The following is a 22382-nucleotide window of genomic DNA, read 5'->3' as shown; positions in this document are numbered from 1 at the left end:
TCGGGGCTCGGCCGGCCGTCACGGATTGCGCATCGCGATGTTCCTGCTCATCGATAACTACGACAGCTTCACCTACAATCTCTGGCATTACCTGTCGGAGCTCGGGGCCGAAATCCAGGTCGTGCGCAACGACGCCCTGACCGTCGACCAGGCGCTGGCGCTGAAGCCGCAGGGCCTGATCATCTCGCCCGGCCCCGGCACGCCGATCCAGTCGGGCATCACCGTGCCGATCGTTGCCGCGGCAGGTGCGCTGCCCGTGCTCGGTGTCTGCCTCGGCCTGCAGGCGATCGGCGAGGCGTTCGGCGGCCGGGTCGTGCGCGCGCCGGAGCCGATGCACGGCAAGCTGAGCCCGGTCAGCCACTGGAACGGCGGCCTGTTCCAGGGCCTGCCGAACCCGCTGACCGTCACCCGCTATCATTCGCTGATGGTCGAGCGCGCGAGCCTGCCCGCGGATCTGCGCATCACCGCCGAGACCGCCGACGGCATCATCATGGGCCTGGAGCATGTCGAGCGGCCGATCCACGGCGTGCAGTTCCACCCGGAAAGCATCGCGTCCGAGGCGGGCAAGCCGCTGCTCGCGAATTTCCTGACGCTCGCGACGGGGCGGAAGATCGCCGCATGACGCAGCCGAACTTCAAATCCTGGTTGGCGGAGCTCGCCAACGGCAAGCGGCTGGACGAACGGGAGGCCGAGGCCGCGTTCGACATGATGATGTCGGGCGACGCGACCCCATCCCAGATGGGCGCCTTCCTGATGGCGTTGCGCCTGCGCGGCGAGACGATCGAGGAAATCACCGGTGCCGCCCGCAGCATGCGCGCCCGCGTGTTGCCGATCGATGCGCCCGCCGGCGCCATCGATACCTGCGGCACCGGCGGCGACGGCAGCGGCACGTTCAACATCTCGACCGCCGCATCGTTCGTCATCGCGGCCTGCGGGGTGCCGGTGGCCAAGCATGGCAATCGCGCGCTCTCGTCCAAATCCGGTGCCGCCGACGTGCTGACGGCGCTCGGCGTCAATATCGACGCGCCGATGCCCCTGGTGCGGCGCGCCATCTGGGAGAACAACGTCGGCTTCCTGATGGCGCCGCGCCATCACGGCGCCATGCGCCACGTCGGCCCGACCCGCGTCGAGCTGGGCACGCGCACCATCTTCAATCTGCTGGGGCCGCTGACCAACCCGGCCGGCGTCACGCGCCAGGTCATGGGGGTGTTCGCGGCCCAATGGGTGACGCCGATCGCCGAGGTGCTGCATCGCCTGGGCAGCGAATGCTGCTGGGTCGTCCATGGCGACGGCCTGGACGAGCTGACCACCGCCGGCACCAGCCATGTCGCCTCGCTCCACGGCGGCAAGGTCGAGAGCTTCACGCTGACCGCCGCCGATGCCGGCCTGCCCCAGGCCCGGCGCGAGGACCTGCTGGGCGGCACGCCCGAAGAGAATGCCGAGGTGATGCGGGCCCTGCTCGATGGCGCCAAGGGGCCGATCCGCGACATCGTGCTGCTGAACAGCGCTGCCGCCCTGGTGGTGGGCGGCAAGGTCGGCGATCTGAAGGCCGGCGTAGCGCTCGCGGGCGAGGCGCTCGACGACCGAGCCGCGCGCCGCGTGCTCGACCGGCTGATCGAGATCACCAATTCGACGGAAACGGCGTAGGATCCGGCCATGAGCGACATCCTTGCCGAAATCGTCGCGCGCAAGCGCCACGACCTGAAAGCCGTCACGGCGTCCCGCCCCTTTGCCGAGATCGACGCCGCAGCGCGCCGCAGCCCACAGCCGCGCGGCTTTGCCGCCGCGATCGAGGCGAAGCTCGCGGCGGGGCACTATGCCCTGATCACCGAGATCAAGCGCGCCTCGCCCTCCGGCGGGCTCATCCGCCCGGTTTTCGATCCGGCCGCCATCGCCCGTGCCTACCAGGGCGCCGGGGCCGCCTGTCTGTCGGTGCTGACCGACGAGCCCTATTTCCAGGGCACGATCGCGCATCTGCAGGCGGCGCGTAGCGCCGTCTCGCTGCCGGTGCTGCGCAAGGACTTCATGGTCGACCCCTATCAGGTCGCCGAGGCCCGAGCGATCGGCGCGGACTGCATCCTGATCATCATGGCCGCCCTCGACGACGGGCTTGCCGCCGAACTGGCCGCGGCTGCCGCGGACTATGGCCTCGATGTGCTGGTCGAAGTGCACGACCGGGCCGAGCTCGACCGGGCGCTCGCCCTCGACATCCGGCTGTTCGGCGTCAACAACCGCAATCTGAAGACCCTGAAGACCGACTTGGCGACGACCGAGGCGCTGGCATCGGCCGTGCCGTCCGATCGGATCCTGGTGAGCGAAAGCGGGCTCAAGACCGCCGCCGATCTCGCCCGCATGGCCGCCGTCGGCGCCCGGACCTTCCTGGTCGGCGAATCCCTGCTGCGCCAGGAGGACGTGACCCAGGCGACCTTGCGCCTGCAGGGCTTGGCGGCGTGAGCGGGCTCACCCATTTCGACGCCGAAGGCCGGGCCGTCATGGTCGATGTCTCGGACAAGGCGGAGACCGACCGTATCGCCGTCGCTCGCGGCTCCGTCACCATGGCGCCCGAAACCCTGGAGCGCATCCGCCAGGGCACGGTCGCCAAGGGCGACGTGTTGTCGGTCGCCCGCCTCGCCGGCATCATGGGCGCCAAGCGCACGCCCGACCTGATCCCGTTGTGCCACCCGCTGACCCTGAGCTCCGTCAAGCTCGACCTGGCCCTGGCGCCGGAGCGCAACGCGGTCGAGATCGAGGCGACCTGCCGGCTCAAGGGGCGGACCGGCGTCGAGATGGAAGCGCTGACTGCCGTCTCGGTCGCGGCACTGACCATCTACGACATGGTCAAGGCGGTCGATCGCTCGATGGTGATCGGCGAGATCCGCCTGGTCCACAAGTCCGGCGGCAAGTCGGGCACCTGGGAAGCGGCGAAATGATTTCGGTCGACGAAGCGCTCGCCCGGATCCGCGACGGCCTGACCCCGCTCGGCGCCGAACAGGTAGCCTTGAGCGACGCCCACGGCCGCGTGCTGGCCGAGGATCTGGCGGCACGCCGGACGCAGCCGCCTTTCGCCGTTTCCGCCATGGACGGGTACGCCGTCCGCGCCGCCGATGTCGCGACCCTGCCGACCCGGCTGAAGCTGGTCGGTTACATCCAGGCCGGCGGTCGCCACGAGGGCACCGTCGGGCCGGGCGAGACCGTGCGCATTTTCACCGGTGCGCGCCTGCCGGATGGTGCCGACTCGGTTGTCATCCAGGAAGACACCGAAGCCGGCGACGGCATGGTGTTGGTGCGGGACAGGGTCGGCGAGTTCGGGCCCGGCCGGCACGTCCGCCAGGCCGGCATCGATTTCGTCGAGGGCCAGGTCGGGCTTACGGCAGGCCGTCGCCTGACGGCGCGCGACGTCGGTCTGGCCGCCGCCATGAACCGTCCCTGGTTGATGGTCCATCGCCGGCCGCGCGTGGCGATCCTGCCGACCGGCGACGAGGTCGCCCTGCCCGGGGACCCGATCGGCCCGAACCAGATCGTGAGCTCGAACGGCGCCGCCCTGGGCGCGCTGGTCGCGGCCGCCGGCGGCCTGCCGATCCACTTGGGCATTGCGCGCGACGACGGTGACACGCTGAAGACCATGGCGCGGGGCGCCGAGGGTGCCGACCTGCTGGTGACGATCGGCGGCGCCTCGGTCGGGGAGCACGATCTGGTCCGCAAGGCACTGGGCGAGATCGGCCTCGCGGTCGATTTCTGGAAGATCGCCATGCGCCCGGGCAAGCCGCTGATGTTCGGGCGCCTGGGCACGACGGCGGTGCTGGGCCTGCCCGGCAACCCGGTCTCGGCGCTGGTGTGTGGCATGCTGTTCCTGCGCCCGGCGCTCGACCGGCTCCAAGGGCTGCCCGGAACGGGACCGGTGGCCGAACCGGCGCGCGCCGGCGTTGAACTCAAGGCCAACGACGGGCGCCAGGACTATCTGCGCGCCCGCCTGTCGCGCGACCCTGACGGCGCGCTGATCGCGACGCCGTTCGCCAGACAGGATTCCTCGATGATGTCGGCGCTGGCCGGTGCCGACTGCCTGATCCTGCGCCCCCCTTCGGCTGCTGCCGTCCCGACGGGGGGCGCCGTCAAGGTCATCCGCCTGTCCGACGGCACCGACGCCTTCTGACAAACCAACGATGTCCCTGCTTGGACACTTGACCGCCGACAGGAACCAAACTAGAACATCTAACAGTGTTTAGGTTTTGTTCCTTCATCGCCTTCGGCCTTATTCTGGCCAGAAGCGATACTCTTTAGACGAGGTGCGGCGCGATGTTGACGAAGAAGCAGCACGAACTCCTGATCTTCATCAACGAGCGCCTGGCCGAAAGCGGCGTCTCGCCTTCCTTCGAGGAAATGAAGGAGGCGCTCAATCTCAAATCCAAGTCCGGCATTCATCGCCTGATCGGCGGGCTGGAGGAGCGTGGCTTCATCCGACGCCTGGCGCATCGGGCCCGGGCGCTCGAAGTCGTCAAGTTGCCGGATGCGTTCGCTGCCCAGGCGGCACCCGCCGCAGCCAAGCCGACGGAGCGCGGCGGCAAGTTCTCGCCGACGGTGATCCGGGGCGATTTCAAGTCCGCCTTTCCGAGCGCCCCGAGCGGCATGGCGGCAGAGGCGGTGCAATTGCCCCTCTATGGCCGGATCGCCGCCGGCACGCCGATCGCGGCCCTGCGCGACACCAGCGCCACCATCGGCATTCCCGCCTCGATGCTGACCGGCAGCGCTGAGCATTATGCGCTGGAAGTAGCCGGCGACAGCATGGTCGACGCCGGGGTCTTCGACGGCGACACGGTGATCATCCAGCGCTGCGACACTGCCGACAATGGCGTGATCGTGGTCGCCCTGGTCGATGACGAAGAGGTCACCCTGAAGCGCATCCGCCGCAAGGGCGCCTCCATCGCGCTCGAACCGGCGAACAAGGCCTATGAAACGCGCATCTTCGGCCCCGACCGGGTCAAGGTGCAGGGTCGTCTCGTGGGCCTGATGCGGCGCTACTGACCGGTCGCGCCGCCGGGAAATTCGGTACCCATGGCCGATCGCCGCGCTGCGCGTTGGCGCTCTCGATGCGCAGCGGATCGCCGAACCAGAGGGCCGTGGCACCGTTATGACGAAGATCGCTGAGGTCGATCAATCGGGTTCGTCCGCCACAGCGGCGCGGTGCCCGTACCAGCGATAGCACCAGGTCCGACGTGCGGCATTCCTCGTCGAGCACGCTGATGTCGCGGACCAGCGCGATGCGCCGATCGTTGCGCAGGATGAGGCAGCCGGCGGCGTCGCAGCGGATGGCGCCATGCTCCGCTGCCTCGCCCGCCGCTGGCAGGGGCCCGGATGGAATCCCGCCCGCGGTCCGCAACCAGGTCTCCGCGGCCAACCGGTCGGTACGTTCCGACGAGAGCAGATAGGCGTCGTTCGAGCGTACAGCGACCAGGGCGCCGTCTGCGGCCAGGATCAGGTCGGGCGCGTGTGCCGCGGTGAGGCTCGCGACGCCGATCAGCACGGGCATCACACCCCAGCGCCGCCAGGGCGCGCGCCACAGCGCCAGCCACAGGCCACCGACGACGATCAGCAGCAGGCCCCAGTCCGGCATGGTCGGCAGGTCCAGTGTCGCGCTGGGCAGGCCGGCTGTCCAATGGGCGACCCGCTCGATGACGGCGATGCCCCATCCCATCGGCACCAGCCCGACACTCTCGAGGCCGAGCGGCATCAGCAGGCACGACACGAGCGCCCACGGCATGACCCAGACACCGGCAAGCGGCACGGCGATCAGGTTGGCCGGCACCGAGAACAGCGCGAAGCGGTTGAAGTGATAGATCGCGAACGCGGCGGTGCCCAGGGTCGCGACGATGGTTGTGAGCGCGATGCCCAGCAGGTGCAGCAGGCCATGCCCGATGGGGCCCGCGTCCTGGCGCAAACCGCCGAGCTTGCCGCCCCAAGCCTCGTAGAACGCGATCAGGCCCAGGACCGCGGCGAACGACATCTGAAAGCTGACACCGACGATGGCGACCGGGTCGAGCGCCATGACCAGGAAAGCCGCCCAGGCAAGGCTGCGCATGCTGACCGGCTGCCGGTCGATCAGGATCGCCAGCAAGGCCAGCACGCACATGACGAAAGCGCGCTGAGTCGGCACCGCGGCGCCGGAAATCGCCAGGTAGAGCAGCGCGATCAGCAAGGCGCCGAGCGCCGCCCATTTCTTGATCGGCCGCACGAGCGCGATGCGCGGCACCAGCGCCAGGATCGCCCGGATCGCAAAGAACGCGGCACCGGTCGCGAGCGTCATGTGCAAGCCGGCGATGACCAGCAGATGGGCGAGCCCGGAATCCCGGAAGTCCTGGTTGATGCCGGCCGGAATGGCACCGCGCTCGCCGGTGATGATCGCCGCCGCGATGGCTCCTTCGGGCCCCGGTAGAGCCGCATGAATGCGCGCGGTCATGGCGCTCCGCACCGAACGAAGCGCGGTCGAGATGCTGCTCCGCGCCGCCGGCACGATCTGGCTCGATCCGACGGCGAAACCGACCGCGCCGAGCCGCTGGAAAAATGCCTGACGCTGGAAATCGAACCCGCCCGGCAGGGCCGGCGCCGGTGGCGGCATCAGGATGGCCGAGACGGAGAGATGATCGCCGACCTCGGGTACGGCGCTGCCGGCCTTGAGCCGGACCCGGACCCGTGCCGGCGTCCGATCCGGCGCCAGTCGATCGAGCCGCACAGCCCCCAAGGTGACGCGGATGCCTTCGTTCAGCGTCTCGACCTCGATCACCCTGCCGTCCAGCGCCGCCGGCCCGATCCGGCGCTCGAGCGCCGGTGCCGCAACCCGCCATGTTTCGAACTGGGCGACGGCGAATCCGCCGGCGACCAGACAAAGTGGCAGCGCTATCAGGAGAGCAGTCGGAGCAACCGGATGGAGGCTGCGCCGCGCCCACAGGCTGAGCGCCGCGAGCGGCAGGGCCATGGTAATGCCGAGCCCGCCCCAGGGCTCGCTCCGTAGTGCGAAATAGCCGCCGATGCCGAGCGCGAAGGCGACCGGCAGCCAGAGTACCCAGCGCTCCCGTTCTGCGACCAGGCGCAACAGCAACCCGTGGGCGACGCCTTGGACGTCGATACGCGAGGGCGGCCGCCAAGCGAACCCGCTCGCCCCCTTTCCCGCCGCTTCGTCGACCATCGATCCGTCTCGCGCTGAGGACGCATGTGCAGGGGATCATAGTACAGGGGTTGAGCCCGTGACCAGTCGGCGTGACTCGTCAACGCGCGATATTGCAGGTTGTGTTTCCTTCCGTCAGGATCACCCGTGACGGACGGGTAAGCACCAGGGCGAACGATGGACAAATTCACGCGGACCCTGATGCTTTTGCTCGTGCTCGACATCCACGCCTTGCCCGCGCTCGCCGCCGGCCCGACCGAAACCATCACGGTCCATGGCAGGCGGCCGACCTCGACGCCGCTCTGGTTCGAGGAGGCGTACGACGACTATCCGTCGCTGGGTCCCGAATTCGCCAAGGGACTGGTGATCTGGAACCACCCGATCGATTCCACCGGGCTCGGACCCGACGTGCCGCCGATCCGGGCGATCCAGGGCATGGCGGCGCTCGGCTGGGACGTGATCCGGCTGCAGCGCAATCCGCGCATCAACGAAGCGGCGCAATGGCAATTGATGATCCAGCCGCTGATCGACGCCCTGGGTGCGGAGGTCGCCGACGCGCGCACGCGCGGCTACAAGCGGGTGATCGTGGCCGGCCAGGGCTTCGGCGGCGGCATCGCGCTCGAAAGCGCGCTCACCATCAAGGGACTCTACGGTGTGATCGGGTTCTCGCCCAACACCGGCGTCGCCCGCGCGAAGAGCGACCAGGGCAACAGGAGCGCCGATATCGCCGCCGACCTGGTTTCCTCCAACCTTCATTGGACGACTAGCCGCTTGCAGGCGATCCAGCCGGTTCGCCTGTTCCTGGTTTTCCCGGAAGCGGATGAGCAGATGTTCGGCAACGAGCGCGGTGCCGACGCCCGCAAGCTGCTGACCGCGCGCGGCGACCTCCCGTTCACGCTGATCGACGAGAACAACGGCATCCGCGGCCACGCCGGTGCCGATTCCAAGCGCTTCGATCCCTTCGCCACCTGCCTGGATTATTTCTTCGAGCCCGATTTGACGCCGCGGCTAGGCGAATATCATTGCGGCGCCGACGAGACTCCGGCCGCCCTGGCGCAGATGGGCATCAAGCCGGGCGCCGCGGGCGGCAAGGCCTGGTTCGGCTATAGCAGCCGCGGCCAGGAGACTTATCTGGAGCAATTGTCCGGCGGTCGGTTCCTCTATGGCTGGGGCCATGGGCCGCTGGGCAAGACCGTACCGGGCGTGAAGACCTACGACGCCACCTTCACCGGCAATGCCTTCACCTTCACCCTGCCCGATTTCCTGATGGTCCGGGGCGTGCGGCGTGACGACGATTTGCGTGTCACCATCGAGTTGCCGGACCGGACACGGGCCCTGGTCGAGATGCAGCCGATCGGTCGCTGACCCGGCATCTAGCCGCTGGTGCTTCGGCGATGCGGTGCTATGGTCGCGACCGCTTCGCGTCCAGCCCTCTCCACGCCCCGAGTGATCGATGACCGTTACCGTCCGCTTCGCCCCCTCGCCGACCGGCTACCTGCACATCGGCGGCGCCCGCACCGCCCTGTTCAACTGGCTGTTCGCCCGCCATCACGGTGGCCGTTGCCTGCTGCGCATCGAGGATACCGACCGGGCGCGTTCGACCGAACCGGCGATCCGCGCGATCCTCTCTGGGCTGGACTGGCTGGGCCTGCCGTTCGACGGCGAGGTCGTGATGCAGTCCGAGCGCGCGCCGCGCCATGCCGAGGTCGCGCATGCGATGCTGGCCGCCGGCACCGCTTACCATTGCTATTGCTCGCCGGAAGAGCTGGAAGCAATGCGGGAAAAGGCGCGCGCCGAGGGCAAGCCGATCCGCTATGACGGCACCTGGCGCGATCGCGATCCGGCGCTGGCGCCGGCCGGGGTGAAGCCGGTCATCCGCTTGCGCGCGCCGCAGACCGGATCGACCGTGATCCAGGACGGCGTGCAAGGCGAAGTCACCGTCGGCAACGAACAGTTGGACGATCTCGTGCTGCTGCGCGCCGATGGCACGCCGACCTATATGCTGTCGGTCGTGGTCGACGACCACGACATGGGGATCACCCACGTCATCCGCGGCGACGATCACCTGACCAATGCGTTCCGTCAAACCCAGATCTACCTGGCCAACGGCTGGACGGTGCCGCAGTTCAGCCATATCCCGCTGATCCATGGCGCCGACGGGGCCAAGCTGTCGAAGCGCCATGGCGCCCTCGCGATCGAGGAATATCGCGACAAGATGGGCTACCTGCCCGAGACCTTGCGCAACTACCTCCTGCGCCTCGGTTGGGGCCATGGCGACGATGAGATCATCAGCGACGCCCAGGCGATCGAATGGTTCGACCTGCCCGGCATCGGTCGAGCGCCCGCCCGGCTCGATTATGCCAAGCTCGACAATCTTAACGGCCATTACTTGCGGCAGTCCGACGACGGGCGCCTCGTCGATTTGCTGGCGGAACGGCTGGGACCGTTCAACCAGGCGCAGCGTGCGATCCTGCTCGCTGCCATGGCGGGGCTGAAGTCGCGTGCGAAGACCATGGTAGAACTCGCTGAAAATGCCCGATTCTATGTCGCCGGTCGTCCCATTCCGCTGGACGAGAAGGCGAAGGCGCTGGCGACCGACGAGGCCCGCGCCCGGCTCGGCCGGCTGCGATCGGCCCTCGAAGGACAGGGGGACTGGTCCGAGACGGCGCTCGATGCCGCGATCCGCGTGTTCATCGAAGCCGAGGGCGTGAAGCTCGGCGCGGTCGCGCAGCCATTGCGTGCTGCGCTGGCCGGTGCCGTGACGTCACCCGGAATCTTCGAGGTGATGGCCGTGCTGGGTCGGGATGAGGCGCTTGGCCGCATCGGGGATTTTGCGGGGCTCACCGTCGTTTGATCAATGCCTTACGCGCGATATTTGCTATGATGTGCGGAGCAGCATAAAATGTTTTGCGCGCCGCCGCCGCCTCCCTTTGCCTCCCATAGGGGACATTCCGAATGGACAGTAAATCCTCAGCATCCGGCTCGGCCAACACGTCCGAGACCGTCACGCTGACCGACAATTCGTCCGGCAAGCAGGTCACCCTGCCGCTGATTTCCGGCTCGGTCGGACCCAAGGTCATCGACATCCGCAAGCTCTATGCGGAAACCGGCCATTTCACGTTCGACCCCGGCTATACCTCGACCGGCTCCTGCGAGTCGAAGATCACCTATATCGATGGTGACAACGGCGTGCTGCTGTATCGCGGCATCCCGATCGAGGAATTGGCCGAGCACAGCGATTTCCCCGAGACCTGCTATCTGCTGCTGAACGGCGAACTGCCGACGGCGCAGGAAAAGGCCAAGTTCGAGCGCGACATCACCATGCACACCATGGTGCATGAGCAACTGTCGACCTTCTATCGCGGCTTCCGGCGCGATGCCCATCCGATGGCCGTCATGTGCGGCGTCGTGGGCGCGCTCTCGGCGTTCTACCATGACTCGACGGACATCCATGATCCGACCCAGCGCAAGATCGCGTCGTATCGGCTGATCGCCAAGATGCCGACGATCGCGGCCATGGCATATAAATATTCGGCGGGTCAGCCGTTCATGTATCCGAAGAACTCGCTGAACTTCGCCGAGAACTTCCTGCACATGTGCTTTGCCGTGCCGTGCGAGGAATATGTCGTCAGCCCGACGCTTGCGAAGGCGATGGACCGGATCTTCGTGCTTCATGCCGATCACGAGCAGAACGCCTCGACCTCGACCGTCCGCCTCGCGGGCTCGTCGGGCGCCAATCCGTTCGCGTGTATCGCCGCCGGCATCGCTTCGCTTTGGGGCCCCGCCCATGGCGGCGCCAACGAGGCGGTGCTGAAGATGCTCGACGAGATCGGGCATAAGGACAACATCCCCGAGTTCGTAAAGCGCGCCAAGGACAAGAACGACTCGTTCCGTCTGATGGGCTTCGGCCACCGGGTCTACAAGAACTTCGACCCGCGCGCCAAGGTCATGCGCCAGACCTGCTACGACGTGCTGAACGAACTGGGCGTCCATGACGACCGGCTCGAACTGGCAATGGAACTGGAGAAGCTGGCGCTCGAAGACGATTACTTCGTCGAGAAGAAGCTGTACCCGAACGTCGATTTCTATTCGGGCATCATCCTGAAGGCGATGGGTTTCCCGGTTTCGATGTTCACCGTACTGTTCGCGGTGGCCCGGACCGTGGGCTGGGTCGCCCAGTGGAACGAGATGATCGAAGACGACGGTCAGAAGATCGGCCGTCCGCGTCAGCTCTACACCGGTACCGATCGGCGGGCTTACGTCCCGCTGACGGCGCGTGGATAACGGCTTCCATCGCATAGACGACCTCCCGAAGGGCGTCGAGCCACCGGATCGCGTCTTCGATCCGGCCTCGACCGTCCTTCGGGGGGGCCGCGTCCTCGCGGCCAACGACAACCGGACACCTTTGCCCCTGCGGCTGAAGCGTCTGGCCCTGCTGCTGATCGCCGCAGCCGCCGCGATCTGGCTGTGCTGGACCGGGCTGCGCTAGCCAATCGCCGACTTCATGGTGGTGCGAGCAAGCCGATGTACCGGTGGTTCCTCCCGACGGCCAAGTCCGGGCCGCCCAGATGCTCTGTCTGCTCCATACGCCTTGCCGCCTGTCATCGGACGGCGGCGACCAACTCCAGGATCTTGTCGGCGGCCTTGAGGCTCGGCGGTTCGCCGTCGAGACCGATCTGCTGCAGGGCGGCCTGAGCCCCCTCGATCTGCACGCGCCGCGCCCCGGGATCGCTCAGCAGCCGTTCGACCTCGGCGCCCAGGCGCTCCGGCGTGCACTCGTGCTGGAGCAATTCGGGAATGAGCGGGCGATCGAGCAACAGGTTGATCAGGGTCGCGTATTTGATCTTGACCGTACGGCTGACGACGAAATGGGTCGGTGCCCAGATGCGGTAGCCGATCACCATCGGAACCCGGGCCATCGCCAGTTCGAGCGCTACCGTGCCCGAGGCCGCCAGTGCCGCGGTGCTGGCGGCGAAGGCATCGAACTTCTCGGCGGCACCGCGCACCACAACGACCCGGCCCGGCCATGCGGCCACGGCCTCTATCACATGGGCGGCCACCGTTTCGACCGTCGGCACGACCACGACCAGGTCGGGGAAGCGCTTCATCAACCGCTCGACGGTTTCCCTGAACACCGGCAGCAGCCGCTTGATCTCGCCGCGCCGGCTGCCAGGCAGCACGCAGAGCAGGGTCGCCTCCGGCGCGATGCCGTGGCGGGCCCGGAACGCGGGACCGTCGCCATCGTCGGCGCCGCCCTCGATCACCGGATGGCCGACATAGCTGGCCGGCAGCCGCACATGCTCGAAATAAGGCGGCTCGAACGGCAGCAGGGTCAACAGATGGTCGGCCGCCTTGGCCGCCGAATAGGCCCGGTGCGCCCGCCACGCCCAGACCATGGGTGCCACGTAATGCACCAGCACCGGTCGCCTGGCCTTCGGCTTGATCTTCTCGGTCACGCGGAAGCAGAATCCGGAACTGTCGATCGTGACGACCGCGACCGGCGCCTTCGCCTCGATGTCGGCGATCGTCTCGCGGATGCGGCGGATCAGGTTGATGAGTTGCGGGGCGATCTCGACCATGCCCATGATCGCCAGTTCGCGGATCGGCAGCAGGGTGACCAGTCCCTCCTCGGCCATCCGCTCGCCGCCGATGCCGGCGAACCGGACCTTGCCGCCCAGCCGCTGGCGCAATGCCCGCATCAGCCGCGCGCCGATCACGTCACCGGAGGGTTCGCCGGCGATCAGGTAATAGAGCGGCGGGTCTTCGCTCACGCCGGCTTCCTGCAGCCGATCACGAACAGGCCCAGCTTGTCGGCCAGCGCGGTCACCTGCTCCCGATCGATGACCAGGCTGCCGCCGGCCTCGATGGCGATGCCGCGCAGGCCCGCCTGATGGGCGAGTTCGACCGTTCGCGGCCCGATGGTCGGCAGATCGGCCCGCCGCTCCTGCTCCGGCTTCTTCGCCTTGACGAGCACGCCGCCCGGTCCTTCCCGCCGCCACTCGCCACAGCGCCGGATCAACGCGTCGGTGCCCTCGATCGCTTCGACGCCGAGCACGACGCCCTGCTGCACGACCGCACCCTGCCCGATATCGAGCGAGCCCAGGGCCTCGACGACCCGAAAACCGTGGGCGATGTCGACCTCGGCCTGGGCATCGGGCTTGTGGCGACCGTAGCGCCCCTCGATCGCGACCGCATCGGTCAGCACGCTGTCGACGCCGACCAGGGTGAAGCCTTCGGATTCGAGTTCCTTGATGACGGCGCTCAACAGCCCGTCATCGCCCAGGGCGCGCAGGCCGACCTTGGCGTAGAGCTTGGCTGCCCGCCAATCCGGCCGCAGGCTGGACAGCGACGGGCGCTTCAGCGCGCCGGCCATGACCAGTTCGACCACACCCTGTTCCTTCAGCAGCTTGATGCCGGTGCCGGCGGCGCCGAGCCGGATCCAGGCGTGCGGGGCATCGGCGACGGTCGCCGCCTCCGCCTCTCCCTCGATCGCCAGCACGAAATAGGGCCGGCCGATTTCGCGGCATTTTTCCACAAGCTTCGCCGGCAGGGTGCCGGCCCCGGCGACGATCCCGAGCTTAGGCGCCATGGTCCGTATCGGGCAGCACCAGCCGGCGGCTCGAATCCGAACGGATGAAATCAATGATTTCCATGACCGCCGGCGCATCGGTATAACGGCCGGCAACGGCCGCGACGCGGTCGATCAACGTGCCCTCGCTGCCGAACAGCTCGGCATAGGCCTGGCGCAAGGTGCGGATCTCGTCGGTCGAAAAGCCGTTCCGCTGCAAACCGCGCAGATTGAGCCCGGTCAGGCGCGCCCGATCCCCCATGACCATGCCATAGGGGATGACGTCGCGCTCGACACCGGTCACGCCGCCGACGATCGCATAGCGGCCGATGCGACAGAATTGATGCACGGCGGACAGCCCGCTCATCATCGCGAAATCGTCGATCACGACATGGCCGGCCAGGGTCGCGTTGTTGACCAGGATGACGTCGTTGCCGACCCTGCAATCATGGGCGACATGGGCGCCGGTCATGAACAGGCAGCGGTCGCCGACCTTGGTCAGCATGCCACCGCCTTCGGTGCCGATGTTCATCGTGACCCCTTCGCGGATCACATTGTCTTCACCGATTTCGAGGCGGGCCGGCTCGCCCTTGTACTTCTTGTCCTGCGGCACCTGGCCCAGTGACGTGAAGGGAAAGGCGTAGGTCCGCGCCCCGACGCGGGTCCTGCCGGTCACGACGACATGCGACTGCAGCACCACACCCGCCGCGAGCGCAACCTCGGGGCCGACGCAGCAATACGGGCCGATCGTAACGTCGTCGGCCAGCTCGGCGCCGGCCTCGACGATCGCTGTCGGATGGATCTGGGGCATGGACCCGGTCGCCGATCAGCCGTTGTCGACGATCATGGCGGTATAGGTCGCCTCGGCCATCAGCTGGCCCTCGACCCGGGCCTCACCGGCAAAGCGCCAGACGTTGCCGCGGTTGCGTTCCTTCTTCACATGAATACGCAGCTGGTCGCCCGGCACCACCGGCTTGCGGAAGCGCGCGTTCTCGACGCTCATGAAATAGACCAGCCGCTTGTCGGACTTCGGCATGGCCTGCACCACCACGCACGCCGCGGTCTGGGCCATCGCTTCGATGATCAGCACGCCGGGCATGATCGGCCGCCCGGGGAAATGCCCCTGGAAGAACGGCTCGTTGACCGTGACGTTCTTGATGCCGATCGCACTTTCGTTCGGCACCAGCTCGACGAGCTTGTCGATCAACAGGAACGGATAGCGGTGCGGCAACAGCTCCATGATCTGGAGGATGTCGAGATCCAGCGTCGATCCCTTTTGCTCGACCGAGTCCATCAGCTTATGGGTCCTTCTTTCTAGTCATTCGATTGAGCACGGCGGTCTGACGATGCCACTGCATGATCGGAACCGCGGGACTGCCCCCGACGGCACCGCCGGCTGCCACGTCCCGCGTCACGCCACTCTGGCCACCGACCCTTGCCCCATCACCGACGGACAAATGGCCGGTGATGCCGGCCTGCCCGCCGACCGTGACGAAATCGCCCAACCGGGACGAACCGGAAATGCCACTCTGCGCCACCATGACACAGCCTCGCCCCAACACCACGTTGTGGGCGATCTGCACCAAATTATCAATCATCGAACCGGCGCCGATGACGGTATCCGGCCCGGCGCCGCGATCGACTGTCGAATTCGCCCCGATCTCGACATCATCGCCGATCCGTACCCGCCCGAGTTGCGGAATCTTCACATGCCCGGATGGATCCATCGCGAACCCGAACCCGTCCTGGCCGACCCGCACGCCTGGATACAGCACGACCCGATTGCCCATCAGGCAATGGCTGACCGTGACGTTGGGACCGATCAGACAATCGCTGCCGATGATGCACCCGTCGCCGATGACGGAGTTGGCGCCGATCGCGGTGCCCGGTCCGAGCTCGACGCGGGCGCCGATCACGGCATGGGCCGCGATCGCGACACCTTCGCCCAGGACCGCCGAGGGGTCGACGACGGCCGTCGGCGCGATGCCGGCCGGTGGACGGGGCGACGGGTAGAACCGGCGCGCCGCGCGCGCGAAGGCGATGTAGGGGTTGGTCGTGATCAGCAAGGTCATGCCGGCCGGCGCACGATGCGCCTGGTCCGGGTGTACGAAAGCAGCCCCGGCGTTCGTCCGCTCGAATGCCGGGACATATTTCGGATTGGCCAGGAAGGTCACATGGGCCGGACCCGCCGTATCGAGCGGCGCCACGTCCGCGAGCGACAGCTCGCCATCGCCGCCGCCCCCGATCTCGGCGCCGGTCAGGCGCGCGAGGTCGGCGACGGTAAACGGACCGGCCGCACGGAAGAACCGCGGATCGGCCATCCCTGGAGCGCTCTTACTTCTTCTTGGCCGGCGCGGCCGGCGTCGCGGGAGCGGACGCGGGTGCCGCCGCCGGAGCCTGGCCACCGGCCACGTCCGACAGCTTCGGAACGGTCACCGTCACAGCCGGCAGCTTGACGTCGAGGCGCTTCAGCGCTTCCTGGCTGGCATCGTAGGACGTCTCGTACAGGAACACCTGCGACTTGTAGAGCACCAGATTGGCCCCACGCTCGGTGGTCAGCTGCTGGACGACCTCGGCCAGCGCCTGCTGCAGCTTCTGCTTGGCCTCGCCGAAACCTTGGCTGAGCGCCCGGTCCCGCAGCTGCGTCTCGCGTTGGTAGGCCGCGACCTTCTGCTGGAAGTCGCGCGCCTTCGCCTCGAAGGCGTCGGCCGCCATCGTGGGACGCTGCTTCGTCAGCTCCTGCTCCTCGTTGCGCAGGTCGTTCTCGCGCTGGCTGATTTCCTTCTGCATCGACGAGCGCTGCGTGTCGAGCTGGGTCTGGATCGACTTGCCGGCCTTGGAGACCGCCATGATCCCTTCGAAATCGACGATCATGACGATCGGCGCCGGCACCGGGGGCGCCGCGTTCACGCCGCCGGCCGCGAGGCTGGGCGCCGCCGCGGGGGCCTTGGTCTGGGCCGATGCCGTGGTCGAGACACCGAGCAGAAGAGCGACCATGGAGAGAAGGGCCGCCCGCTGGAGATTGACGCGAGCCATAAACATTTCCTTGCTTAGAATTTGGTGCCGAAGCTGACGCGGAAGGCCTCGGTCTCGTCATGGGGAGCTTTCTTGACCGGAACGCCGAGGTCGATCTTGATCGGACCCATCGGCGACTTCCATGACAGGCCGACGCCGGTCGCGACACGGATCTGATGGCTGTCCGCGATGGGTTCGCCTGCAATACGGTTTACGTCGATGCCGTAAGCGGCGCCCGCATCGACGAAGACGCGGCCGGTCAGCCCCAGTTCCTCCGGCAGGCCCAGGGGAACGCCCTGCGTCGCCTGAATGGTATAATATTGATTGGCGCCGAGACTATCGTCGGTAGTGACGTCGCGGGGACCGATGCCGGCGTTGGCAAAGCCACGCAGGTTGTCGCCGCCGATGAAGAACCGGTCGGACAGCCGCACCCCCTCGCCCAGCCCCGCGACATCGCCATATTCGGCCACGACGCCCAGCGTCCATTTCGGCGCCCAGGTGAAATAGGCGCCGCCGCTGACGATCTGTTTGACGTAGGCGATGTTACCGCCCAGGCCGGCGATCGTATCGTCGACCTGGAGATAGTAGCCGCCGGTCGGCTCCAGGCGATTGTCGCGCTGGTCGAACACCAGGGTTTGACCAATCGACGATTCGTTGGTCGTTCCCGACTGTTGAAGCACATATTGCGACGCCGATGACGAGATATTGGTGATCTGGTCCTGGCGGATCGTATAGCGCAGCGTGTCATGGATATTTTCGAACAGATCGAAACCCATGCGGAACGTCGTACCCAGCGAGTACTGATCGTAATTCTGCAGGCGCTGATTGTTCTGCTGGATCCGGAAGATGTCGAAGCCGGCAGCCAACGGCCGGTTCATGAAATATGGCTCGGTGAAGCTCAGGTCCAACAGGTTGTTGTACTGCGAAATCGTGCCGTTGAGGCGCAGGTCCTGGCCCCGGCCCAGCAGATTGCGCTCATGGATGCCGAAATTGCCCAGCAGGCCTTCGGTCGTCGAGAAGCCGGTGCCGATGGACAGATCGCCGGTCGATTGTTCCTCGACATTGACGGTCACCACGGTCTTGTCCGGCGCCGAACCCTGGGCGTTGGTCACGTCGACCTTCTTGAAGAACCCGAGGTTCTTCAAGTTCTGCTCGGACTTCTTGACCTTGGAGGTGTTGAAGGCGTCGCCTTCCGCCAGCTGGAACTCGCGGCGGATGACCCGGTCGAGGGTCCGGACGTTGCCGTTGACGTCGATGCGCTCGACATAGACGCGCGGACCTTCGGCGATGTCGTAGGTCAGCTCGATCGTCCGGGATTCGCGGTTGCGGGTGATCAACGGCCGGACATCGATGAAAGCGTAGCCGCGATCGCCGACCGCATCGGTCAGCTTGTCGATCGATTTCTCGATCAGATCCGCATTGTACCAGTCGCCTTCCTTGGTCGTGACGACCGGCATCAGGATGGCCGGCGTCAGGTCCTTGAGGCCGACGTTCATGCCAATCTTGCCGAAGTGGTAGCGCTCGCCCTCGTCGACCGTAAAGGTGACGATGAAGCCGTCGCGCGCCGGCGTCAGTTCCGCCACGGCGGAGACGACGCGGAAATCAGCATAGCCCTGGGACAGGTAATATTTCCGCAGCAGCTCGCGATCGTAGGTGACGCGATCCGGATCGTAATTGTCGTCGCTCGAGAAGAAGCGATACCAGCGCGATTCCTTGGTCTGGATCTGGTGCTGCAGATCGTCGTTCGAGAAGGCCTTGTTGCCGATGAAATTGATGCTGTTGATGCCGGTCAGCTTGCCCTCGGTGATCTCGAACACGAGATCGACGCGGTTCTGCGGCAGCTGGATGATCTTGGGCTCGACCGTCACGGCGAAACGGCCGCTGCGGCGATAGAGGTCCAGGATGCGCTTCACGTCGGCCTGCACGCGGGTGCGGGTGTAGACGGTGCGCGGCTTCAACTGCACTTCGTCGTTGAGCGCCTTGTCGTCGAACCGATCGTTACCCTCGTAGGCGACGCGGTTGATGATCGGATTCTCGACGACCTTCACGATCAGCGCGTTGCCGTCGCGGCGCATGGTCACGTCGGCGAACAGGCCGGTCGCGAACAGGATCTTCAGGGATTTGTCGAGCTTTTCGGCATCGAACTTGTCGCCGGGCTGCACCGTCAGATACGAGCGTACCGTTTCCGGCTCGATTCGCTCCGATCCCTCGATGCGGACTTCCTCGACAGTGCCCCCCATCTGGACTTGAGCCAGCTGTGGCGACTGGGCGAGCGCGCTTGAAAAGCTCGGCAACGCCAACGTCAATGCTATTGCGGCGGTGCCGCAACGCAGAAGAACATCCAAAGCTGGACGCAAATTGTCCCCCGCCCCTACGCGAATGCAGATTTTAGGTCGTGAGACCCGGATTTAAGAACCACCGAACAGACCGAACTGGACCAGGTCGTTCCACGTCGCGAACACCATGAGCGTCAGCACGAGAGCGAGGCCGATGCGGAAACCGTACTCTTGTGCCCGCTGCCCGAGCGGCCGGCCCAACAAAGCCTCAGCGGCATAGAACAGCAGGTGCCCACCGTCAAGGACGGGGATCGGGAACAGGTTGATAAGCCCCAAATTCACCGACAAAAGGGCCATGAAATTGATCAGCGGGATGATGCCGCCCTGGGCGACCTCGCCCGACATCTTGGCGATCTTGAGCGGCCCGCCCAAATCCTCGGCGGTGCGAGCGCCGGTGATCATCTGGCCGACGCCGTCGAGCGTGGTCGTGATCGCGAGCCAGGTCTGGCGGCCGGCCTCCCAGACGGCGGACGCCGGATTGAGCCGAGTGAACACGGCCTGGGTCGTCGCCCGGATGCCCAGCTGCCCCAGCCGATGATGATTGCCGAAGCGATCCTTCTGGTCGACCATCTGCGGTGTCACGGACAGCTTCTGTTCCGTTCCGTCGCGCTGAATGACGAGATCGAGCGGCGTTCCCGTGTTCAGCAGCACGACCTGGACGATGTCCTCGAAGCTGGTGACCGTCCGTCCATCGATGTTGGTGATGAGGTCGCCCGGCTTGATACCGGCGGCCGCGGCGGCGCTGTCCGGCATCACCTGCCCGACGCCGGGCGGCGTGACGCTATGGCCGACCGTCATGAACAGGATCGAATAGACGACGATCGTGAACAGGAAATTGGCCCCGGGGCCGCCGGCGATGATCGCCGCGCGCTGGCCCAGGCGCTTGTGGTGAAACGAGATCGAGCGCTGGTCTGCGTTCATTTCGGCCAGCGTGTCCGACGGCGCCGAAGCCGCGTCGGCGTCGCCGTACATCTTGACGTAGCCGCCCAACGGGATCGCCGACAGCTTCCACCGGGTACCGGACCGATCGAACCAGCCGAACAGCTCCGGCCCGAAGCCGATCGAGAAGGTCTCGACCTTGACGCCGTTGCGCCGGGCGATCAGGTAATGCCCCATCTCGTGCACGAACACGAGAATCGTGAGCACGACCAGGAACGGCACGATCGTGCCCAGGCCGCCGGTCAAAAAGCTCATCGATCCATTTCCTTCCGTGCAGCAGCGCCCCGGCCGTGGCTGGGTCTGCTGCCCAAGCGATGGCGCAACTGGGCCATCAAATCAATAAAATGGTGCGCCGACCGGCAAAACGGATGGAAACAAACCGTTTCAATCCGAATATCGTCCCCGGTGATCAAGCCGCAGACCGGGCATAGCTCTCGGCCAGTTTAGCGGCAGTCTCGCGGGCGTGTTTGTCAAAATTGTGAACGTCGCCGAGCGTATCGATCGGTCCGACCGGAATAGCGGCCAGTGTTTGCTCGACGATCTCGGCGATATCGAGGAAGCCGATCGTCTCGTTCAGGAAGGCATGGACCGCGATCTCGTTGGCCGCGTTCAGCACCGTGGGCGCCGATCCGCCGGCCGATACCGCCTCGCGCACCAGGCGCAGCGCCGGAAAGCGCACCGGATCCGGCGCCTCGAAGCTGAGATTGGCGATCTGCGCCAGGTCGAGCCGCGGGCTGGGGCTCTGCATGCGCGCCGGCCAGGCGAGCGTGTAGGCGATCGGCGTCCGCATGTCCGGGGATCCCAGCTGCGCCAGGACCGAGCCGTCGATATAGGCGACCAGGCTGTGGATGACCGACTGGGGATGGACGACGATGTCGATCTTCTCCTGCGGCATCCGGAACAGGTGCTTCGCCTCGATCAGCTCCAACCCCTTGTTCATCATCGTGGCGCTGTCGACCGAGATCTTGGCGCCCATCTTCCAATTGGGATGGGCCACGGCCTGGGCCGGCGTCTTCAGCGCCATTGCGGCCCGGTCGAGCGTGCGGAACGGACCACCGGACGCGGTCAGAATGATCTTCTCGATCGTGTCCATGCGCTCGAAATCGAACACTTGGAAAATGGCGTTGTGCTCGCTGTCGACCGGCAGCAAGGTAGCGCCGGAGCGGGCTACTTCCTCCATGACCAGGTCGCCGGCGCAGACCAGCACTTCCTTGTTGGCCAAAGCCACGATCGCGCCCCGACGGATCGCCGCCAGGGTCGGCGCCAGGCCGGCGGCACCGACGATGGCTGCCATGACCCAGTCGGACTGATGGCTGGCCGCCTCGATCAGCGATTCCGGGCCGGCGGCGACGCCGATGTTGGTGCCCGCCAACGCCAGCTTCAACGGCTCATAGGCATGGGGATCGCCGATCGCGACGGACCGGGCGTTGAGCTCGATCGCCTGGCGGGCGAGCTGTTCCCAATCGCTGTTGGCGGTCAGGGCCTCGACCACGTAAGCGCCGGGATTGCGCCGGATCAGATCGATCGTGCTGGTGCCGACCGAACCGGTCGAGCCCAGGATTGTCACCGACCGCGGGTCTGCCGTGGAGGCTAACGCCATGTCAAAACACTTCCGCCCGTGACGAGACTGAGAATGACGACCGCCAGGACCACCGCCAGCATGCCGTCGAGCCGGTCGAGCAGACCCCCATGTCCGGGAATGAGGTTGCCCGAGTCCTTCTTGCCGAACCGGCGCTTGGCGTAGGATTCCGCCATATCGCCGATTTGTTCGACGATGGCAAGCGCGCCGCTCAGCAGCCCGATCGACCAGACCCGGTCCGAACCGACGATCAGGCCGGCGACCACGCCGACGACGATGGCCGCCACGACGCCGCCGATCAGGCCGGCCCAGGTCTTTTTCGGGCTGATCCGAGGGGCGAGCTTCGGGCCGCCGATGGTCTTGCCGGCGACATAGGCAGCCGTATCGATGGCCCAGACCACGGCCAGCAGCCAGAACACCGTGGCAGCGCCATGGGCCGGATCGTCGCGCAACCAGACGAAGCCGATGCAGGGCGCGATGATCCAGGCCAACCCGACCGCGGTCCAGATCGGCGCCCCATTCCGGTCGCCGGCGAGCCGATGCTGCAACAGGATCCCGAGCGCGCCCACGAGGAGGCCGAGCCAGATGGCGACATAGGCCCCGGCCAGGACCGACGCGGCCGCGATGGCGGCCAACATCAGACCGTCCATCAGCTGGGGCGACCGGCCGACCATCCGTCCCCATTCCCAGGCCATGAGGGCGGCGGCGAGGGCCGCGAGGCCGGAACTCCAGGGCGTGCCATACCAGACAGCGGCCAGCGCCACCGGGATCATGACGAGCGCCGATGCG

General features: G+C 66.6%; 21 protein-coding genes. 10 read left to right on the top strand and 11 right to left on the bottom strand.

The annotated features are described in order from the left end of the window. Window positions 1-37: 37 nt before the first annotated feature. The 6 genes from VGV37_RS28585 (at window position 38) to lexA (ending at window position 5019) form a co-directional block, all read left to right on the top strand. Window positions 38-622, top strand: a complete 585-nt coding sequence (locus tag VGV37_RS28585) for an aminodeoxychorismate/anthranilate synthase component II (protein ID WP_326883254.1) — start codon at window positions 38-40, stop codon at window positions 620-622. Then, window positions 619-1647, top strand: coding sequence for an anthranilate phosphoribosyltransferase (trpD, locus tag VGV37_RS28580; RefSeq protein ID WP_326883253.1), 1029 nt, complete (start codon window positions 619-621; stop codon window positions 1645-1647). Before VGV37_RS28585 ends, trpD begins: the two co-directional genes overlap by 4 nt. A gap of 9 nt (window positions 1648-1656) precedes the next feature. Further along, window positions 1657-2454 (top strand): indole-3-glycerol phosphate synthase TrpC, encoded by a 798-nt coding sequence (trpC, locus tag VGV37_RS28575; RefSeq protein WP_326883252.1) that lies wholly within the window; start codon window positions 1657-1659, stop codon window positions 2452-2454. Further along, on the top strand, window positions 2451-2930 hold the full coding sequence (moaC, locus tag VGV37_RS28570; RefSeq protein WP_326883251.1) for a cyclic pyranopterin monophosphate synthase MoaC: 480 nt from the start codon (window positions 2451-2453) through the stop codon (window positions 2928-2930). The genes trpC and moaC overlap by 4 nt, the downstream gene beginning before the upstream one ends. Further along, window positions 2927-4150, top strand: a complete 1224-nt coding sequence (gene glp, locus VGV37_RS28565) for a gephyrin-like molybdotransferase Glp (RefSeq protein ID WP_326883250.1) — start codon at window positions 2927-2929, stop codon at window positions 4148-4150. The genes moaC and glp overlap by 4 nt, the downstream gene beginning before the upstream one ends. A 143-nt stretch (window positions 4151-4293) precedes the next feature. Beyond that, the gene (lexA, locus tag VGV37_RS28560) at window positions 4294-5019 is read left to right on the top strand and encodes a transcriptional repressor LexA (protein ID WP_326883249.1); all 726 of its coding nucleotides are present in this window, start codon (window positions 4294-4296) and stop codon (window positions 5017-5019) included. Here lexA and VGV37_RS28555 read toward each other — a convergent pair. Further along, window positions 4976-7177 (bottom strand): ComEC/Rec2 family competence protein, encoded by a 2202-nt coding sequence (locus VGV37_RS28555; RefSeq protein WP_326883248.1) that lies wholly within the window; start codon window positions 7175-7177, stop codon window positions 4976-4978. The genes lexA and VGV37_RS28555 overlap by 44 nt on opposite strands. 156 nt (window positions 7178-7333) lie before the next feature. Between VGV37_RS28555 and VGV37_RS28550 the strand changes: the two genes are divergently transcribed. From VGV37_RS28550 to VGV37_RS28535, 4 genes are all read left to right on the top strand, one after another. Then, entirely contained in the window at window positions 7334-8521 is a 1188-nt protein-coding gene (locus tag VGV37_RS28550; protein ID WP_326883247.1) for a hypothetical protein, read from the top strand. 88 nt (window positions 8522-8609) lie between these two features. After that, window positions 8610-10010: a glutamate--tRNA ligase gene (gltX, locus tag VGV37_RS28545; protein ID WP_326883246.1), complete on the top strand. Its 1401-nt coding sequence runs from the start codon at window positions 8610-8612 to the stop codon at window positions 10008-10010. A gap of 101 nt (window positions 10011-10111) precedes the next feature. Continuing rightward, on the top strand, window positions 10112-11440 hold the full coding sequence (gene gltA / locus VGV37_RS28540; RefSeq protein ID WP_326883245.1) for a citrate synthase: 1329 nt from the start codon (window positions 10112-10114) through the stop codon (window positions 11438-11440). Further along, window positions 11433-11645, top strand: a complete 213-nt coding sequence (locus tag VGV37_RS28535) for a hypothetical protein (protein WP_326883244.1) — start codon at window positions 11433-11435, stop codon at window positions 11643-11645. Before gltA ends, VGV37_RS28535 begins: the two co-directional genes overlap by 8 nt. A 112-nt stretch (window positions 11646-11757) precedes the next feature. On the opposite strand, the gene lpxB is transcribed toward VGV37_RS28535, so the two are convergent. The 10 genes from lpxB to VGV37_RS28485 form a co-directional block, all read right to left on the bottom strand. Beyond that, a complete protein-coding gene (lpxB, locus tag VGV37_RS28530) occupies window positions 11758-12927 on the bottom strand; it encodes a lipid-A-disaccharide synthase (RefSeq protein ID WP_326883243.1) in 1170 nt (389 codons plus the stop codon). Beyond that, on the bottom strand, window positions 12924-13745 hold the full coding sequence (locus VGV37_RS28525; protein WP_326883242.1) for an LpxI family protein: 822 nt from the start codon (window positions 13743-13745) through the stop codon (window positions 12924-12926). The genes lpxB and VGV37_RS28525 overlap by 4 nt, the downstream gene beginning before the upstream one ends. Beyond that, complete coding sequence (gene lpxA, locus VGV37_RS28520; RefSeq protein WP_326883241.1) at window positions 13735-14535, bottom strand: acyl-ACP--UDP-N-acetylglucosamine O-acyltransferase; 801 nt, start codon at window positions 14533-14535, stop codon at window positions 13735-13737. The genes VGV37_RS28525 and lpxA overlap by 11 nt, the downstream gene beginning before the upstream one ends. 15 nt (window positions 14536-14550) lie before the next feature. Then, window positions 14551-15018: a 3-hydroxyacyl-ACP dehydratase FabZ gene (gene fabZ, locus VGV37_RS28515; protein ID WP_326883240.1), complete on the bottom strand. Its 468-nt coding sequence runs from the start codon at window positions 15016-15018 to the stop codon at window positions 14551-14553. A 4-nt stretch (window positions 15019-15022) separates the two neighbouring features. After that, window positions 15023-16045: a UDP-3-O-(3-hydroxymyristoyl)glucosamine N-acyltransferase gene (lpxD, locus tag VGV37_RS28510; RefSeq protein WP_326883239.1), complete on the bottom strand. Its 1023-nt coding sequence runs from the start codon at window positions 16043-16045 to the stop codon at window positions 15023-15025. 13 nt (window positions 16046-16058) lie between these two features. Further along, window positions 16059-16760: an OmpH family outer membrane protein gene (locus VGV37_RS28505; RefSeq protein WP_326883238.1), complete on the bottom strand. Its 702-nt coding sequence runs from the start codon at window positions 16758-16760 to the stop codon at window positions 16059-16061. A gap of 14 nt (window positions 16761-16774) precedes the next feature. After that, the gene (gene bamA / locus VGV37_RS28500) at window positions 16775-19033 is read right to left on the bottom strand and encodes an outer membrane protein assembly factor BamA (protein ID WP_326883237.1); all 2259 of its coding nucleotides are present in this window, start codon (window positions 19031-19033) and stop codon (window positions 16775-16777) included. A gap of 114 nt (window positions 19034-19147) precedes the next feature. After that, complete coding sequence (rseP, locus tag VGV37_RS28495; protein WP_326883236.1) at window positions 19148-20269, bottom strand: RIP metalloprotease RseP; 1122 nt, start codon at window positions 20267-20269, stop codon at window positions 19148-19150. 154 nt (window positions 20270-20423) lie between these two features. Next, entirely contained in the window at window positions 20424-21614 is a 1191-nt protein-coding gene (locus tag VGV37_RS28490) for a 1-deoxy-D-xylulose-5-phosphate reductoisomerase (RefSeq protein WP_326883235.1), read from the bottom strand. Continuing rightward, window positions 21605-22366 (bottom strand): phosphatidate cytidylyltransferase, encoded by a 762-nt coding sequence (locus VGV37_RS28485; protein ID WP_414638127.1) that lies wholly within the window; start codon window positions 22364-22366, stop codon window positions 21605-21607. Before VGV37_RS28485 ends, VGV37_RS28490 begins: the two co-directional genes overlap by 10 nt. Between the last annotated feature and the right edge of the window lie 16 nt (window positions 22367-22382).

The organism is Aliidongia sp. (genome assembly GCF_035943795.1).
In the GTDB taxonomy this organism is placed as follows: Bacteria; Pseudomonadota; Alphaproteobacteria; order ATCC43930; family CGMCC-115725; genus Aliidongia.
Note: the sequence above shows the minus strand (reverse complement) of the source record. Positions and strands in the feature narration are given on the sequence as shown.